General features: G+C 63.0%; 14 protein-coding genes. 9 read left to right on the forward strand and 5 right to left on the reverse strand.

The features are described 5' to 3' along the window. Window positions 1–277 precede the first annotated feature (277 nt). The gene (locus tag ACE2AA_RS13935; protein WP_395370186.1) at window positions 278–1,852 is read left to right on the forward strand and encodes a 2-isopropylmalate synthase; all 1,575 of its coding nucleotides are present in this window, start codon (window positions 278–280) and stop codon (window positions 1,850–1,852) included. Window positions 1,853–1,952: 100 nt separating this feature from the next. Here the strand turns inward: ACE2AA_RS13935 and ACE2AA_RS13940 are convergent, their stop codons facing one another. Further along, a complete protein-coding gene (locus ACE2AA_RS13940; RefSeq protein WP_141302200.1) occupies window positions 1,953–2,477 on the reverse strand; it encodes a hypothetical protein in 525 nt (174 codons plus the stop codon). A gap of 305 nt (window positions 2,478–2,782) precedes the next feature. Here ACE2AA_RS13940 and ACE2AA_RS13945 point away from each other — a divergent pair, with 305 nt between their 5' ends. From ACE2AA_RS13945 to ACE2AA_RS13970, 6 genes are all read left to right on the forward strand, one after another. Further along, window positions 2,783–3,829 carry a rod shape-determining protein gene (locus ACE2AA_RS13945; protein ID WP_010515049.1) on the forward strand — a complete coding sequence of 349 codons (1,047 nt, stop codon included), beginning with the start codon at window positions 2,783–2,785 and terminating at the stop codon, window positions 3,827–3,829. Window positions 3,830–3,973: 144 nt separating this feature from the next. Next, the gene (mreC, locus tag ACE2AA_RS13950) at window positions 3,974–4,888 is read left to right on the forward strand and encodes a rod shape-determining protein MreC (RefSeq protein WP_141262044.1); all 915 of its coding nucleotides are present in this window, start codon (window positions 3,974–3,976) and stop codon (window positions 4,886–4,888) included. After that, window positions 4,885–5,451: a rod shape-determining protein gene (locus ACE2AA_RS13955; RefSeq protein ID WP_395370188.1), complete on the forward strand. Its 567-nt coding sequence runs from the start codon at window positions 4,885–4,887 to the stop codon at window positions 5,449–5,451. Before mreC ends, ACE2AA_RS13955 begins: the two co-directional genes overlap by 4 nt. Before the next feature lie 36 nt (window positions 5,452–5,487). Next, window positions 5,488–7,407 carry a penicillin-binding protein 2 gene (mrdA, locus tag ACE2AA_RS13960; protein WP_141262046.1) on the forward strand — a complete coding sequence of 640 codons (1,920 nt, stop codon included), beginning with the start codon at window positions 5,488–5,490 and terminating at the stop codon, window positions 7,405–7,407. A 61-nt stretch (window positions 7,408–7,468) separates the two neighbouring features. Further along, a complete protein-coding gene (gene rodA / locus ACE2AA_RS13965) occupies window positions 7,469–8,623 on the forward strand; it encodes a rod shape-determining protein RodA (RefSeq protein WP_141262047.1) in 1,155 nt (384 codons plus the stop codon). Further along, window positions 8,623–9,015, forward strand: a complete 393-nt coding sequence (locus ACE2AA_RS13970) for a DUF3293 domain-containing protein (RefSeq protein ID WP_141262048.1) — start codon at window positions 8,623–8,625, stop codon at window positions 9,013–9,015. Before rodA ends, ACE2AA_RS13970 begins: the two co-directional genes overlap by 1 nt. Before the next feature lie 110 nt (window positions 9,016–9,125). Here the strand turns inward: ACE2AA_RS13970 and glyS are convergent, their stop codons facing one another. Both glyS and ACE2AA_RS13980 read right to left on the reverse strand, forming a co-directional pair. Next, window positions 9,126–11,186: a glycine--tRNA ligase subunit beta gene (gene glyS / locus ACE2AA_RS13975; protein ID WP_395370191.1), complete on the reverse strand. Its 2,061-nt coding sequence runs from the start codon at window positions 11,184–11,186 to the stop codon at window positions 9,126–9,128. Between the two features lie 6 nt (window positions 11,187–11,192). Continuing rightward, complete coding sequence (locus ACE2AA_RS13980; RefSeq protein ID WP_141302206.1) at window positions 11,193–12,083, reverse strand: glycine--tRNA ligase subunit alpha; 891 nt, start codon at window positions 12,081–12,083, stop codon at window positions 11,193–11,195. 210 nt (window positions 12,084–12,293) lie between these two features. Between ACE2AA_RS13980 and ACE2AA_RS13985 the strand changes: the two genes are divergently transcribed. Next, window positions 12,294–13,055 (forward strand): DUF2076 domain-containing protein, encoded by a 762-nt coding sequence (locus tag ACE2AA_RS13985; protein WP_395370192.1) that lies wholly within the window; start codon window positions 12,294–12,296, stop codon window positions 13,053–13,055. Window positions 13,056–13,186: 131 nt separating this feature from the next. Beyond that, window positions 13,187–13,843 (forward strand): DNA oxidative demethylase AlkB, encoded by a 657-nt coding sequence (gene alkB, locus ACE2AA_RS13990; protein WP_141302210.1) that lies wholly within the window; start codon window positions 13,187–13,189, stop codon window positions 13,841–13,843. Window positions 13,844–13,855: 12 nt separating this feature from the next. Here alkB and ACE2AA_RS13995 read toward each other — a convergent pair whose 3' ends face one another. Together ACE2AA_RS13995 and eda are read right to left on the reverse strand one after the other, a co-directional pair. Beyond that, complete coding sequence (locus tag ACE2AA_RS13995) at window positions 13,856–14,116, reverse strand: hypothetical protein (RefSeq protein WP_395370194.1); 261 nt, start codon at window positions 14,114–14,116, stop codon at window positions 13,856–13,858. A 311-nt stretch (window positions 14,117–14,427) separates the two neighbouring features. Further along, window positions 14,428–15,042 (reverse strand): bifunctional 4-hydroxy-2-oxoglutarate aldolase/2-dehydro-3-deoxy-phosphogluconate aldolase, encoded by a 615-nt coding sequence (gene eda / locus ACE2AA_RS14000; protein WP_141262053.1) that lies wholly within the window; start codon window positions 15,040–15,042, stop codon window positions 14,428–14,430. Window positions 15,043–15,070: the final 28 nt, after the last annotated feature.

Raw genomic sequence — 15,070 nt, forward strand, 5'->3', positions numbered from 1 at the left:
TTGGGCCTGTATTGTGCGCGCCATGGTAACGATAGCGCACATTGCTGGGGCTGGAACGGGCGCACATGCGCACCTGTCCACGCGCGCATGTGCCGGTGCCGGGCTTCTTCGTCTTCGACTTATCCGCCCCTGAGCGATCAGGGCCGGCTGCGTGCCGGCGCGCCCAGGGGATTGATCAGGCCGTCTCACGCCGGTTTGCGAACACGAATATGACAGGGGCACGTGACAGCCGTGCCGCCTCCCGTCACACAACAGGACCAAGTCCGAGGTTATTACCATGAGCATCGACCATCCTTCCTTTGGCCGTATCGACCCCAACCGCGTCATCATTTTCGACACCACCCTGCGTGATGGGGAACAGTCGCCCGGTTTTTCCATGAACCTCGCGGAAAAGCTGCGCATGGCCGAAGCGCTGGAGGAACTGGGCGTGGACGTGATGGAGGCGGGTTTTCCCGTGGCGTCCAGGGGAGATTTCGACAGCGTCCACCAGATCGCGCAGAAGGTGAAGAACACCGTCGTGTGCGCACTGGCGCGCAGCGGGGGCAAGAACGACATCGCCAGTGCAGGTGAGGCGATCAGGCCGGCGAAGCGCGGGCGTATCCACAACTTCATCTCCACCTCGCCGCTGCACATGAAATACAAGCTGCGCATGGAGCCCGAAACGGTTCTGGAGGTGATCGAGGCCGGTAACCGGGCTGCCCGCCAGTTTACCGATGACGTGGAGTGGTCGGCGGAAGACGGTTCGCGGACCGATCCCGATTTCCTGTGCCGCTGTGTGGAAACCGCCATCCGCGCGGGTGCGACCACCATCAATATCCCCGATACCGTGGGTTATTCCACGCCCGAGGACATGGCCCGCATCTTTGCCGACCTGCGCGCCCGCGTGCCGGGTGCGGATGGCGTCATTTTCTCCACCCACAACCACAATGATCTGGGGCTGGGTGTGGCCAACACGGTCGCGGCGCTGAAGGCGGGCGCGCGGCAGGTGGAATGCACCATCAACGGCATTGGCGAACGCGCGGGCAATGCGGCGCTGGAGGAAATCATCATGGTGCTGCGCACGCGCCATGACGTGCTGCCGTTCACCACCGGCATCCATACCGAACGCCTGCTGCGCACCTCGCGCATGCTGGCCACCATTACCGGCTTTGACGTGCAGCCCAACAAGGCCATCGTGGGCCGCAACGCGTTCGCGCATGAAAGTGGCATCCATCAGGACGGTATCCTGAAAAACGCCGCCACCTATGAAATCATGACGCCTGAAAGCGTGGGCTGGACCCGGTCATCGCTGGTGCTGGGCAAGCATTCGGGGCGCGCTGCCTTCCGCGACAAGCTGAAGGCGATGGGCTACGACAACCTGGAAGAAGCGCAGTTCAACGAAGCGTTCTCACGCTTCAAGGATCTGGCTGACCGCAAGAAGGTCATCTACGACGAGGATCTGGTGGCCCTGGTTGATGATGAAGTGCGCGATCACGCCCGCATCCGCTTCGTTTCGCTGGATGTGACCGCCGGTTCCCGCCGCCCCGCCACCGCCGATCTGGTGCTGGAGGTCGACGGGAAGCGTGAGGAAGGTCGTGCCGAAGGGCAGGGGCCGGTTGACGCCGCGTTCAATGCCATCCGCGCCATCGTCACCCATGACGCCACGCTGCAGCTTTATTCCGTTGGTGCCGTGACCGAAGGCAGCGATGCGCAGGCCCGGACCTCGGTCCGGCTGGAAGAAGGTGGCAAGCTGGTGGATGGTCAGGGTGCGGATGCCGATACGCTGGTGTCCGCCGTGCGGGCCTATGTCCATGCGCTGAACAAGCTGCTGGTCAAGCGTGACCGTGCCGAACCCGCGGCCCTGGATGCCTGATCTCCGCGGGCGCGGGTAATCCCGCCGCATTGATGAAAAAACACCCCGTCACGGAATGGTCCGTGGCGGGGTGTTTTGCTGTCGGGGCAGGTGGGGGCGTTCAGTACCCGCCGTATCCTTCGGGATAGGCACCTTCCTGCGGGTAGACGCCCTGCTGCGGGTAGCCTTCCTGACCGTATCCGCCAGACTGGCCATAATAGCCACCCTGCTGCTGGCCGTAATACCCGCCTTGCTGGGGATAGCCGGGCTGGGCATAGCCATATCCACCCTGCTGTGCGGGGTAGGCGGCGCGCTGCGGGCAGGACTGGGGTGAATAGCCCGGCGGCAGTACGCGTCCGTCAGGGCATATGGTGGACGGGGCTTCGGCACGGGGGCGGCGTGGCGGCGTCGTCGCCGCCCCGATCGCCGCCCCGCCTGCGCCACCGGCAAGTGCGCCAATGGCCGCCCCCCGTCCGCCACCGGCCAGGCCGCCAATCAGTGCACCGCCCCCAGCCCCCAGCAGGCCGCCGCCAATGGCGCGCTGGCCGGGGTCACGGGTGTCCTCGCACGCGCCAAGACCAAGGCACAGCCCCGCGGCAAGGAGTACCGTCGGGCGGAAGGTCATGCGGGGAAATGTCGTTTTCATGTATGTCTTTTCCGGTATTGCGGACATGGGTGGCACGATGACACCCCAGCCGCCTGTCGCTACAAAATGGTATGGCATAGATGGTTTGGCCATGACGAAAGCGGGGCATTTTGTAACAATCGCCAAAAGTGTGAAGATTTTAACAAATTAAAATTGTCTGGCCCCTTGCCCCTCCCTGTCTGCGCCGGTAATCCCTCAAGCTGATCCAGACGGTTTTCGACAGTACGCAAGGCATGTCATCAGGGCATGCACTGCCGGTCGGGATGTGGGACAGTCCTGTCTGGTGTTGATGTCGGGAGTTCTGGATGTTTGCTCGTGTACTGGGTCTGCTTTCCGCTGACATGGCGATCGACCTCGGCACGGCGAATACGCTGGTTTACGTCAAGGGACGTGGTATCGTCCTGAATGAACCGTCGGTCGTCGCGCTGGCAGAGGTACGGGGCAAGAAGCAGGTTCTTGCGGTCGGTGAGGAAGCCAAGCAGATGGTTGGCCGTACCCCCGGCAACATCACGGCCATCCGCCCCCTGCGTGATGGCGTGATTGCGGATTTTGAAGTTGCGGAAGAAATGATCAAGCATTTCATCCGCAAGGTGCATAACCGCCGCATGTTTGCCAGCCCGCTCATCATCGTCTGTGTGCCATCAGGCTCGACCGCGGTGGAACGTCGCGCCATTCAGGAAAGTGCTGAAAGTGCTGGCGCGCGCAAGGTTTTCCTGATCGAGGAACCCATGGCCGCCGCCATAGGTGCGGGCCTGCCGGTGACCGAGCCTTCGGGCAGCATGATCGTCGATATCGGCGGTGGCACGACGGAAGTAGCCGTGATCTCGCTTGGTGGCATCGTGTACGCCCGGTCCGTGCGGGTGGGTGGCGACAAGATGGATGAGGCGATCATTTCCTACATCCGCCGCAACCACAACCTGCTGATCGGTGAAAGCTCGGCCGAGCAGATCAAGATCCACCTCGGCTCCGCCATGCCGCCGGATGACCCGGATGACCCGGGTCCGTGGCGTGAGGTCAAGGGACGTGACCTGATCAACGGTGTCCCGCGTGAAGTCGTGGTGTCGCAGGCGCAGATTGCCGACAGCCTGGCAGAGCCGGTCAGCCAGATTCTGGATGCGGTGACCACCGCGCTGGAAAATACGCCCCCGGAACTGGCAGCCGATATTGTGGACAAGGGTATTGTCCTGACCGGTGGCGGGGCGCTGCTTTACCGTCTGGATGAAGTGCTGCGGCGTGAAACCGGCCTGCCGGTTACGGTGGGTGAGGACGCGCTGTCCTGTGTGGCGATGGGCACCGGCCGCGCGCTTGAGGAAATGAAGCGCCTGCGCAACGTACTGACAAGTATGTACTGACGAACGGGACAGGTGCGCTGCCTGCTGCGTAGGGAGGGCAGCGTGCGGATGGGGGAGACGCAGGACGATGCAGGTCCGGCGACCAGGCAGTATTGGACGGCCCGGCAGGCGTGACGTAACCGTTGCGCGTGGAAGGGTAAGGTGATGCCTGTTTCCATCCAGTTCCGTCAGGCGCTTGGCAAGCTGGTGCTGCCCGCGCTCATTCTTGTGGCCTGTGGCGTGATCCTGCTGGGCAAGGCGGACCGTCCACTGATTGAGAAACTGCGCATGCAGACCGCTGACCTGCTGGCCCCGGCCTACGGGCTGGTGGCGTGGCCGCAGGCGAAGCTGCGCTGGCTGTCAGGCAATCTGCAGGATATCCGCAACCTTGAGGCCGAGAATATCCGCCTGCGCGCCGAAAACGTGTCGCTGCGCCACTGGTATGACGTGGCGGCAGCGCTGGCGGATGAAAATGCCGCGCTGAAATCAAACCTGCACTGGATTCCCGATAACGCGCCCGCCTTTGTCACCGGGCGTGTGGTACGTGACACCAGTGGGCTGTACGCCCGCGCTGTCCTGCTGGCGATCAATCCCGACACGGCGGTCCGCAAGGGGGGGATCGCGCTGGATGGATCGGGGCTGGTGGGCCGGGTGACCGAAGTCGGCAAGCGTTCGGTCCGCGTGCTGCTGATTACCGATTCGTCCAGTCGCCTGCCGGTCACGCTGGAATCCAGCCATGCGGCGGCGATCATGGCGGGGGACAATACCGCCCTGCCGCGCATCATCTTCTATCCGCAGGATAACGTCCCGATCGAAGGGGAACGTGTCGTGACCAACGGGGAAATCGAAAGCCTGCCGGCGGGCCTGCCGGTGGGGCATGTGCATTACGTGCGGCCGGGGCAGCCGGTGGTGGTACCGGCGGCGGCGCTGGATCATATCGATATCCTGCGCATATTCGATTATGAGGATACCGTGTCCCCGCCCGATGCCCCGGGCCGCGTGCCACTGCCCAATGTCGGGCGGACCATGTCCCTGCCATCACAGTTCCAGTCCCGTCCCGATCAGGGGCTGCATGGATGAAAAACTTCACGCCGCCCCCCATCCGGCCCGGTATCCACCCGCGTTCAGGGCTGGGTTACCGCATCGATCATGGCATGCGCAGCAGCGTGCCGTGCCTGTTCGTGTTTTTCGTGGCGCTGGTGCTGTCCGCACCGCTTAACCTGCCGGGACAGGTGGAGCTGATGCCCGCCATCATCATGGCGGCGATTTTCCTGTGGTCGGTTTTCGTGCCGGTGCTCATGCCCTCTATCGCCGTGTTCATGCTGGGCATATGGGTGGATATCCTCAGCTTCGGACCTGCGGGGGTCATGCTGCTTACGATGCTGATCGTGCATGGGATCGCGCTGTCGGGACGTTACACACTGGCACGGGTCAATTTTTTTGTACTCTGGTTTGTGTTTGGCGTGGTGATGGTGGGCGTTACGGCGCTACAATGGGTAATGTGTTCCGCACTGGCATTGCATATTGTGGAGTTTCTCCCCTTTGTTTTCGAGACAGTCCTGGCCTTCGGCAGTTTTCCTGTCCTGTATACGGGGTTTGTCTGGACCTACCGTTTTGTCGTCAACAACGCGGACCCTTCCTGAAGCGGATGCGATCGTGCCTTCGCGCCGGATAAATGAATGAAGTTTCGTAAGAAGAAATCCGGCAACCGGCTCATGTCCCGTCCCGAGGAAGGCAAGAACCCTTCCCGTGGCGTATTCACCCGTCGTGCGCTTGTGCTTATGGCGGCACAGGGCGCGGTGCTGGGGGCATTGGGGGAACGCCTGTACGGGCTTCAGGTTCTCAACGGCAGCCATTATGCGAAGCTTGCGGAAAACAACCGTCTGAGCAAACGCTTCTTCGCGCCGCCACGCGGGCGGATCACGGACCGTTTCGGCATTTCGGTCGCGTCCAACCGCATCAACTGGCGCGCGCTTCTGCTGGCGGAAGAAACCACCGACATTGCCGGGACGCTGGAACGTTTTGGCCAGCTTGTGCCGCTGGAACCGCGTGACCTTACGCGTATCGAGCATGAACTGCGGCACAAGCGGCGGTTCATCCCGATCATGCTGCGTGATTTCCTGTCATGGGATGACATGGCGCGGCTGGAACTGAACATGCCCTCGCTGCCCGGCGTGCTGATCGATGTGGGCACGACGCGCGTCTATCCCTTTGGCCCGCTGCTGGCGCATGTGGTGGGTTATGTTGCCCCGCCCGCGGAAAAGGACGTGGTGCATAATGCCGAACTGGCGCTGCCGGGTATGCGTGTCGGCCGTTCGGGGATCGAACAGACACAGGACGGCAACCTGCGCGGGCAGGTTGGCTCGGTCGAGATGGAGGTCAACGCCGTTGGCCGAGTCATGGCCGAACTGGACCGTGACGAGGGACTGGCAGGTGACGAGATCGCCCTGACCATCGACAGCGGCCTGCAGCAGCAGGTGCTTGGCCGCATTGCCGACCAGTCAGCCAGTGCGGTGGTGATGGACTGCCGCAATGGCGAAGTGCTGGCCATGGTCAGCAACCCGTCCTTCGACCCCTCGCTGTTCGATAGTGGCGTAAGCCAGGCCCAGTGGATCGAATGGACCAACAACAGCCAGACCCCGCTGATCAACAAGGCGGTATCGGGGCTGTACCCGCCCGGTTCCACCTTCAAGCCCGCCGTGGCCATGGCGGCGCTGCGCGCGGGCACGCTGTCGCCATCCGACCGGATTTCCTGCCCCGGCTACATTGATGTGGGCGGCACGCGCTTCCACTGCTGGTCACGCTATGGGCATGGGTCGATCAACCTGCGGCAGGGCCTCAAGTATTCCTGTGACGTCTTCTTTTACGAAGTCGCGCGCCGCACCGGCATGGACGCGATCGCGGCCACGTCCGAACTGTTCGGGCTGGGGGCGAAGCTGCCCGAAATCGAACTGCCCCATGTGCGCCAGGGCCTGATCCCAACGCCGACGTGGCGGCGCAGGCACGGGCACCACTGGAATGGCGGTGATACCATTGTCAGTGGCATCGGGCAGGGATTCGTGCAGGTCACGCCGCTGCAACTGGCGACCTATGCCTCACGCATCGCCACTGGGCGTGAAGTGCAGCCGCACCTGATCCGTTCCATCGCGGGGCGCACGGCGGCGCTGACCGATCTTGGCCATGCGTCGGGCATGGACATGCCTGACCACTTCTTTCAGGACATCCGTGCGGGCATGTTCGCCGTGGTGAATGAGGAAGGCGGCACGGCCCCCAAGGCCCGGCTGGACATTCCGGGCGTACAGATGGCGGGCAAGACCGGGTCGGCGCAGGTGCGTCGCGTCTCGCGCGCGATGCGCGAAAGCGGGCACTTCAATTCCGCCAACCTGCCATGGGAATATCGCCCGCATGCGCTGTTCATCTGCTATGCCCCGTATGACGCACCGCGCTACGCCACGGCGGTGGTGATCGAGCATGGCAATGCGGGTGCAGATGTCGCCGCCCCCCTTGCGCGTGATATCATGACCGATACCCTGCGTCGTGATCCGGTCAACCACCGTGAACCGCCGGGGCAGGAAGTGGCGCAGGCCGAGGTGGACTGACCCACCCGCCGGTAACCCCGCTTGGGGCCATGCCATTGCCGTGCCTGTTGTGGAGAATGGAATGAAATTCCAGAAGCGCCTGCTGCGCGCCGAACCCAATTTCCAGATCCTGACCAAGCTGTGGCAGGTCAACTGGCTGTATGTGCTGCTGATCTGCGCACTGGCGGTTGTGGGGTATGGGGCGCTGTATTCCGCGGGCGGTGGCACGTCGCGTCCGTTCGCGGGGCCGCAATCCATCCGCTTCTGCTTTGGCGTGGTCATGATGCTGGGCATTTCATTGATGAGTCCCGGCATACTGGTACGCATGGCGTGGCCGCTTTATATCTTCTCGCTCATCCTGCTCGTTGCCGTGCTGCGCATGGGGCATGTAGGCAAGGGGGCGGAGCGGTGGCTCATGCTGGGGGGGCTGCAGGTGCAGCCATCGGAACTGGCCAAGATCGCCCTCGTCCTCATGCTGGCGGCATGGTTTCACAAGATCAGTTACCGCCGCATGGGCAATCCGCTGTTTCTGCTGCCGCCCGCCCTTATGGTGCTTGTGCCGGTCGCCCTTGTGCTCAAGGAGCCAAACCTTGGCACCGCCGTCATCATTGGCACGGTGGGGGCCAGCATGTTCTTTGCCGCAGGTATGCGGCTGTGGCAGATCGCGCTGCTTATCCTGCCCATGCCGTTTCTGGCCAAGATTGCCTATGGCCACCTGCATGATTACCAGAAGGCGCGTGTCACGACCTTCCTGCATCCCGAAAGTGACCCGCTGGGGGCGGGCTACAACATCATCCAGTCCAAGATCGCGCTGGGGTCGGGAGGCATGTGGGGGCAGGGCTACCTGCATGGCACGCAGGGGCAGCTGAATTTCCTGCCTGAAAAGCAGACCGACTTCATCTTCACCATGATTGCCGAGGAATGGGGTTATGTCGGTGGCATTACCGTTATCGGCATGCTGCTGCTGCTGGTTTTTGGCGGCATGCTGATCGCCATGCGCAGCCGCAACCAGTTCGGGCGACTGCTGGGGCTGGGCATTTCAGTCAATTTCTTCTTGTACTGCGCGGTCAACCTGTCCATGGTGATGGGTGCGATCCCCGTGGGGGGCGTGCCGCTGCCGCTGATTTCCTATGGCGGTTCGGCCATGCTGATGGTCATGTTCGGTTTCGGGCTGCTCATGTCCGCATGGGTGCATCGCAACGATACATTTGGCGAAACGGTGGAGAACAGGGACTGATGACGGGCATTGTCCCGCCTACGGCCGCTGTTCACCGTGCCTATCGGCTGAGTACGTACCATGCGCATGGCCTGCCGGTTATCCGTATTGACCAGCCGCCCCGCTGGCGGGGCAGGGCACCGAAAGGTGACATCGTGCTGCTGAGCGCATGTAATCCCGGTGGGCGACTGCGTGCGGATGGCTGGAACCGGCGGATGATGCGCGAACTGGCCCGCCATCTGCGTGGCGTGCCCCATGCATTGGGCGAAGGGCGGTCAGGTCGATGGTCCGAACCGCTTTACGCGGTGCGGGTGCCGCTGGCGCGCGGGCTGCGGCTTGCGCGTCTGTTCCGGCAGAATGCGGTGGTCGTGCTGCATGGCACGCGACCCGCGCGGCTGGTGTATCTGGCGTAAGGAAAGAAGTTTTTGGTTAAGCTTTTTGCAAAAAGCTTAAAAAGAATGCCGCCTTTTTGAAAAAAGGCGGCACCCAAAAACTTTTACTACTTTATTTTTATCAGTTGGTATCAGCCTTCAATCTGGCTGAAATCGGCGATCAGCACCGTCATGCGGCACAGTTCCGATAGCAGGCGCAGGCGGTTGGCGCGCACGGCGGGATCGGTGTCGTTCACAGTGACCTTGTCAAAGAACTGGTCAAGGGCCGGGCGCAGGGCCGCCACGTCACGCATCGCATCTTCGTAGCGTTCCTGTGCGATGGCCTGCTCGACGGCCGGTATGGTTTTCTGCAACTGCTCGGCCAGCGCCTTTTCCTCGGTCTGGGTGTACAGCGCCGGGTTGGGCGTGCCCTCATGCGGGCCGTCCTTGCGGTCCTCGATGCGCAGGATATTGGCCGCGCGCTTGGTCGCCGCCAGCATGTTGCGCCCGTCCTCGGTCTCCAGCATGTCGGCAATGGCTTTTGCACGCGCCAGCAGGCGCACGATGTCCGTATCCGTGTTGCCAGCCGATACGGCAGCAAGGATGTCATGCCGCGCGCCTTCGCCACGCAGCTGCACGCGCAGGCGGTCAGCCACGAATTCTGGCAGAACGTCCAGATCGGGTGCAAGGCGCAGGGCTTCGGGCAGGCCCTGTGCCGCTTCCCAGAATACCTTGGCCAGATCCAGCCGCAGCCCGTTTTCACGGATGATGCGGATTACCCCCAGCGCCGCGCGACGCAGGGCGTAAGGGTCGCCCGACCCACCCGGCTTTTCACCCACGGCAAAGAAGGCGGCCAGCATGTCGATCTTGTCCGCCAGAGCGACCGTGACCGAAACCGGGGCATGGGGCACGTCGTCCTGCGGGCCACGGGGCATGTAATGCGCGCCAATGGCATCGGCTACCGCATCCGCTTCCCCATCATGACGGGCGTAATAGCCCCCCATGATACCCTGCAGTTCCGGGAATTCCCCTACCATGCCGGTGGTCAGGTCCGCTTTGCACAGCAGTGCCGCGCGTTCGGCCTGTGCCGTGTCGGCACCTGTCAGCGGGGCCAGTAGCCCGGCAAGGCGAACAATGCGCTGCACGCGCGCACCCTGACTGCCAAGCGATGCATGGAACACGATCCTGTCCAGCGCGGGCACGCGACTTTCCAGCGTGTGGGCGCGGTCAAGATCCCAGAAATGCCGTGCATCGGCAAAACGCGCGCGCAGCACGCGTTCATTGCCCGCGATGGTCAGCGCACCGCCATCACGGGGCAGCAGGTTGGCGACGAAGGCAAAACGGGGCGCCGCAGAGCCATCGGTATTGCGCAGCGCGAAGTAGCGCTGGTTCACGCGCATGGAAACCTGCATTACTTCGGGTGGCAGGGTCATGAATTCGTCGTCGATCTGGCCCAGAAATGGCACCGGCCATTCGGTCAGGCCCGCGACTTCGTCAATCAGGCCGGGATCGGTCACGACGCTCAGCCCTTCCTCGGCCGCAAGGCGTGCCACACCTTCGGCAATGATGGTGCGCCGTGCGGCGGCGTCGGGCTCGACCTGATGGGCGCGCAGGCCATCCAGCCATTCTTTCGTGCTGCTGACGGCAAACGCGCCGGGCGCGGTGAAACGGTGGCCTTCGGTCAGGTTGCCAGCCTTCAGGCCATGGCCGTTATCCTCGCCTTCCGCCAGCGCGAAGTCCACGACCGCACCATCAAGGATGCATACGATCCGGCGTAGCGGGCGCACCCATGTAAAGGCGCTGCCAACACCCCAGCGCATGGATTTGGGCCACGGGAAACGGCGCAGCAGGCCGGGCAGGACGTTGGCCACCTGCTGGACCGCCGGGATGGGAGCGATCTCACGATGCAGTACCCAGAAGCCATTTTCCGCCACCAGCGCGTCACGGTCCACCCCATGCTTGCGCATGAAGCCTGCCAGTGCCTTTTCCGGGGCACTTTCACGCGGGCCGCGTTCATTCACCGTGCCGCCGGGCACCGTTGCATCCACCGTCAGCGACAGTGCGATACGGCGCGGGCCGGCAAATGCCGTAGTATTGCGCGGGTTGAGGGGACTGAGCGCCTCACACACCAGGCGTTCGAGGTCGGCTGCCGCGCGCGCCTGCATGCGGGCGGGGATTTCCTCGGAAAAGAGTTCGATAAGAAGTTCGGGCATGATCTCTTATTCCTCGCCCGCCAGCCACGCTTCGCAGCAGCGTTTGGCCAGCGCGCGTACGCGGCCGATATAGGATGCCCGTTCGCTGACGCTGATCACGCCGCGTGCATCGAGCAGGTTGAACAGGTGACTGGCCTTCAGGCACTGGTCATAGGCGGGCTGGGCCAGCCCCGCTTCGGCCAGGGCATTGGATTCGCGCTCGGCGTCGATGAAGTGACGGTGCAGCATCTCCACATCCGCCGCCTCGAAGTTGTGGCGGGAATAATCCTGTTCCGCGCGCAGGAACACATCGCCGTATTTCAGACCCTGCCCGTTGAAATCGAGGTCATAGACATTCTCGATTCCCTGCACGTACATCGCCAGCCGTTCCAGCCCGTAGGTCAGTTCGGTCGAAGGCATGACGGTGGGAATGCCGCCAACCTGCTGGAAATAGGTGAACTGCGTCACCTCCATCCCGTCGCACCAGACTTCCCAGCCCAGTCCCCATGCGCCGATGGTGGGGTTTTCCCAGTCATCCTCGACAAAGCGGATATCGTGTTCCAGCGGGTCGATGCCGATGGCGCGATAGCTGTCCAGCAGCAGCTTCTGGCTGTCTTCCGGCGTAGGCTTGAGCAGTACCTGATACTGGTAATAGTGCTGCAGCCGATTCGGGTTTTCGCCATAGCGGCCATCGGACGGGCGGCGGCAGGGCTGGACATAGGCCGCCTTCCACGGTTTCGGGCCAAGCGCGCGCAGCGTGGTGTGCGGCGACAGGGTGCCCGCGCCCACTTCGGTGTCGTAGGGCTGGAGAATGGCGCAGCCCTGATCGGACCAGAACTGGTGCAGTTTCAGGATCAGCCCCTGAAACGACAGCGGGCGGGAAGATGAGGGTGATCGGGGCACAGGGGCCGGGTCCATGAACAAGATGCTCCGCAAAACGGGGACAGGTATGCACCATCTGGCGCAAAATCGCCGGACAGCATACCGTTATGCGGCCCCGACCGGAAGGTAGGGCGTGCCCTGAGCCCGGATCGACCCTGTATGGCAGGATCCGCCCTTGCTTATTGCACGCGCACGACCCACATCGGCAGGGAAACGGTATTCCCAGCCCAAGGCAGGACAGACAGGATGAATGACCAGGAACGCCAGCTGATCACACAGTTTTTTGCCCGCGTCGGGGGCAATGCCCCCGGCAGCGTGCCCCAGACGGCAAACGCCCTTCCGCCAATCGACCCGCAGGCCGACCAGTATATCGGGGAGATGTTCCAGAAATATCCTGAAGCCCGCTACCGCATCACCCAGACTGCCGTGGTGCAGGAAGCCGCCCTGGCGGAGGCGCAGAACCAGATCCGCCAGCTTCAGTGGCAGGTGCAGCAGGCGCAGCAGCAGATCCAGCAGCTTCAGCAGCAGGCCCAGTCCCAGCCATCATCGGGCGGCGGGTTCCTCAGCGGCATGTTCGGTGGCGGGCAGCGCGCGCAGCAGGCCGCCCCCCCGCCGGGGTGGGGAGGTGCAGCACCCTCCGCTCCGCCGCCGCAGCCGGTCTATCCGCCGGGTATGCAGCCGGGCATGTTCCCCGCGCGTGGTTCGGGCTTCCTTGGTTCGGCCCTGACCACGGCGGCGGGCGTCGCCGGTGGCATGATGATGGGCAACGCGCTGACGGGCCTGTTCAGTGGTCATCATGACGCGGGCGGATTCGCCAGTGGCATGCCGCAGCCAGGTAGTGAGACGATCAACAACTACTACGGTGACAGCACGGCTGGCACCGGCGGTGCCGACCCGTTCGCCGGTGGTGGCACCAGCGCCGATCCCGGCTTTGACGCCGGTGGCGGTGATGATGGCAGCGGATTTGATGGGGGCGGTTTCGACGCGGGCGACGATAACAGCTTTTGACCGACGCCCATGGCGCGATAGGGAAGGGGCATCCATCATGGGTGCCCCTTTTTCTTTCAGTGGTATTTCCTGAAACTTTTTTTATCAGTGGTTTGTTTTTGAACCGTAGCAGGGCAGAGGGGGAGCAGGGCATGACACAGCGGGAATTCATGCTCGACCTGCCGCTTTCTCCTGTTCCGAAGCATGAGGTGCTTGATACGGGGGCCGCTGTGCTGCGTGGCCATGCGGCCATGCAGGCGACGGATATGCTGGCGGGCATAAAGCGGATTGCACGGCTTTCCCCTTTCCGACGCATGACGACAGCGGGCGGCGGCATGATGTCGGTCGCCATGACCTGCTGCGGGGCTGCTGGCTGGTGTAGTGATGCGCGTGGCCACCGTTATGAAACTCATGATCCCATGACGGGTCAGTCCTGGCCCGCCCTGCCGACTGCATGGCGGGCATGGGCCACCGACGCCGCGCGGCTGGCAGGGTATGATGGTTTCGCGCCTGATACCTGCCTGATCAACGGATATCGCCCGGGTGCGCGCATGGGGCTGCATCAGGATGATGATGAACGGACGGATGCGCCGGTTGTGTCCGTCTCCTTCGGTCTGCCTGCCATGTTCCAGTGGGGCGGGTTGCAGCGGACGGACCCGGTCCGGCGCATTCCCCTGCTGCATGGGGATGTCGTGGTGTGGGGCGGCCTGTCACGGCTGGTGTTCCATGGTATCGCCGCGTTGCGGGCGGGCCAGCACCCGGTGACGGGTCCGTGCCGTTACAACCTGACCTTCCGGCGGGTGTGGTAAGGTGGGGTGGTCTCAGGGCTGACGGAACTGTCTGTTTCCCCGGAAATTGTCGAACAGGGTCTGCAGCTCGTTGCGTCGTGTCCGGAACTGTTCGGTATCCATGTTGGTGATCCTGAACAGGTCATCGGGATTGCAGTGGCTCCTCAACGCGCTGGACATGAGGTAACTGAAAATATCAAATGCCTGCGCGCGTATGACGGGGGCCGTGCATTTATGCCGGGACAGGCAGGTGATGGCCTGCTTCAGTTGCCCGTATTCCCTTTCATCCCACATGTATTCTTCATGTAGCCTGCCGGTGAATGAATGGTCGCTGAAGTGTGGGTTGCAGGGGGCGTTGCAGGCGATGGTCCGTTCCGCCTGGGTTATGCTCCATAACTGGCCTGTTCCTTTACCTGACCATCGTGGTGGTATTGCACTCTGTTAGGGAAAGGCGGAAGGGAAAGCCGACACGACCGACCGTCGGGCATGTAAATAGAAAGAAAGTTTTTGGCGAAGCTTTTCGAAAAAAGATTCGGAAAGAATGCCGCCTTTTTGGGAAAAGGCGGCACCCGGAACTTTTGTTTTTATCAATTTGTTATGGGGTATCAGACCTTGAGTGCGGCGGCCTGCTTCGCGCGTGCCGTAATCGCCGCGACATCAGGCGTGCCCGTGGGCACCAGCCACGATCCACCCACGCACAGGACAGATGGCAGGCCCAGCCATTCGGCTGCGGTATCAGCCTTGATGCCGCCAGTGGGGCAGAAACGCGCCTGACCGAACGGGGCGGACAGGGCCTTCAGCGCCGGAATGCCACCTGCCGCGACGGCGGGGAAGAATTTGAAATGCGTCAGTCCCAGATCCAGCCCGCGCATGATGTCGCTGGCATTGGCCGTGCCGGGCAGCAGCGGGACGTCGCACGCGTTTGCGGCATGGGCGACATTGGCGGTCAGGCCGGGGCTGACGATAAAGCGGGCACCCGCGTCAACCGAACTTTTCAGGTCATCGCCATTCAGCACGGTGCCAGCGCCCACGACGGCACCTTCCACCTTCGCCATTTCGGCAATGACTTCCAGCGCGCATTCGGTGCGCAGGGTGACTTCCAGCGCGCGCAGGCCACCGGCCACCAGGGCTTCGGCCACCGGGCGGGCATGGGCGGGATCGTGGATGACCAGCACCGGGATAACCGGGGCAAGGGTCATGATGTCTTCAATGCGGGCCATGTCGGCCTCCCTTTTTCACAACGGTTCG

This window comes from Komagataeibacter diospyri (assembly GCF_043995075.1).
GTDB classification, from domain to species: Bacteria; Pseudomonadota; Alphaproteobacteria; order Acetobacterales; family Acetobacteraceae; genus Komagataeibacter; species Komagataeibacter diospyri.

Bases quoted from the DNA above. Each gene is read 5' to 3' on its own strand.
- ACE2AA_RS13935 (WP_395370186.1), top strand. From the start codon at position 278: ATGAGCATCGACCATCCTTCCTTTGGCCGTATCGACCCCAACCGCGTC.
- ACE2AA_RS13940 (WP_141302200.1), bottom strand. From the start codon at position 2,477: ATGAAAACGACATTTCCCCGCATGACCTTCCGCCCGACGGTACTCCTT.
- ACE2AA_RS13945 (WP_010515049.1), top strand. From the start codon at position 2,783: ATGTTTGCTCGTGTACTGGGTCTGCTTTCCGCTGACATGGCGATCGAC.
- mreC (WP_141262044.1), top strand. From the start codon at position 3,974: ATGCCTGTTTCCATCCAGTTCCGTCAGGCGCTTGGCAAGCTGGTGCTG.
- ACE2AA_RS13955 (WP_395370188.1), top strand. From the start codon at position 4,885: ATGAAAAACTTCACGCCGCCCCCCATCCGGCCCGGTATCCACCCGCGT.
- mrdA (WP_141262046.1), top strand. From the start codon at position 5,488: ATGAAGTTTCGTAAGAAGAAATCCGGCAACCGGCTCATGTCCCGTCCC.
- rodA (WP_141262047.1), top strand. From the start codon at position 7,469: ATGAAATTCCAGAAGCGCCTGCTGCGCGCCGAACCCAATTTCCAGATC.
- ACE2AA_RS13970 (WP_141262048.1), top strand. From the start codon at position 8,623: ATGACGGGCATTGTCCCGCCTACGGCCGCTGTTCACCGTGCCTATCGG.
- glyS (WP_395370191.1), bottom strand. From the start codon at position 11,186: ATGCCCGAACTTCTTATCGAACTCTTTTCCGAGGAAATCCCCGCCCGC.
- ACE2AA_RS13980 (WP_141302206.1), bottom strand. From the start codon at position 12,083: ATGGACCCGGCCCCTGTGCCCCGATCACCCTCATCTTCCCGCCCGCTG.
- ACE2AA_RS13985 (WP_395370192.1), top strand. From the start codon at position 12,294: ATGAATGACCAGGAACGCCAGCTGATCACACAGTTTTTTGCCCGCGTC.
- alkB (WP_141302210.1), top strand. From the start codon at position 13,187: ATGACACAGCGGGAATTCATGCTCGACCTGCCGCTTTCTCCTGTTCCG.
- ACE2AA_RS13995 (WP_395370194.1), bottom strand. From the start codon at position 14,116: ATGTGGGATGAAAGGGAATACGGGCAACTGAAGCAGGCCATCACCTGC.
- eda (WP_141262053.1), bottom strand. From the start codon at position 15,042: ATGGCCCGCATTGAAGACATCATGACCCTTGCCCCGGTTATCCCGGTG.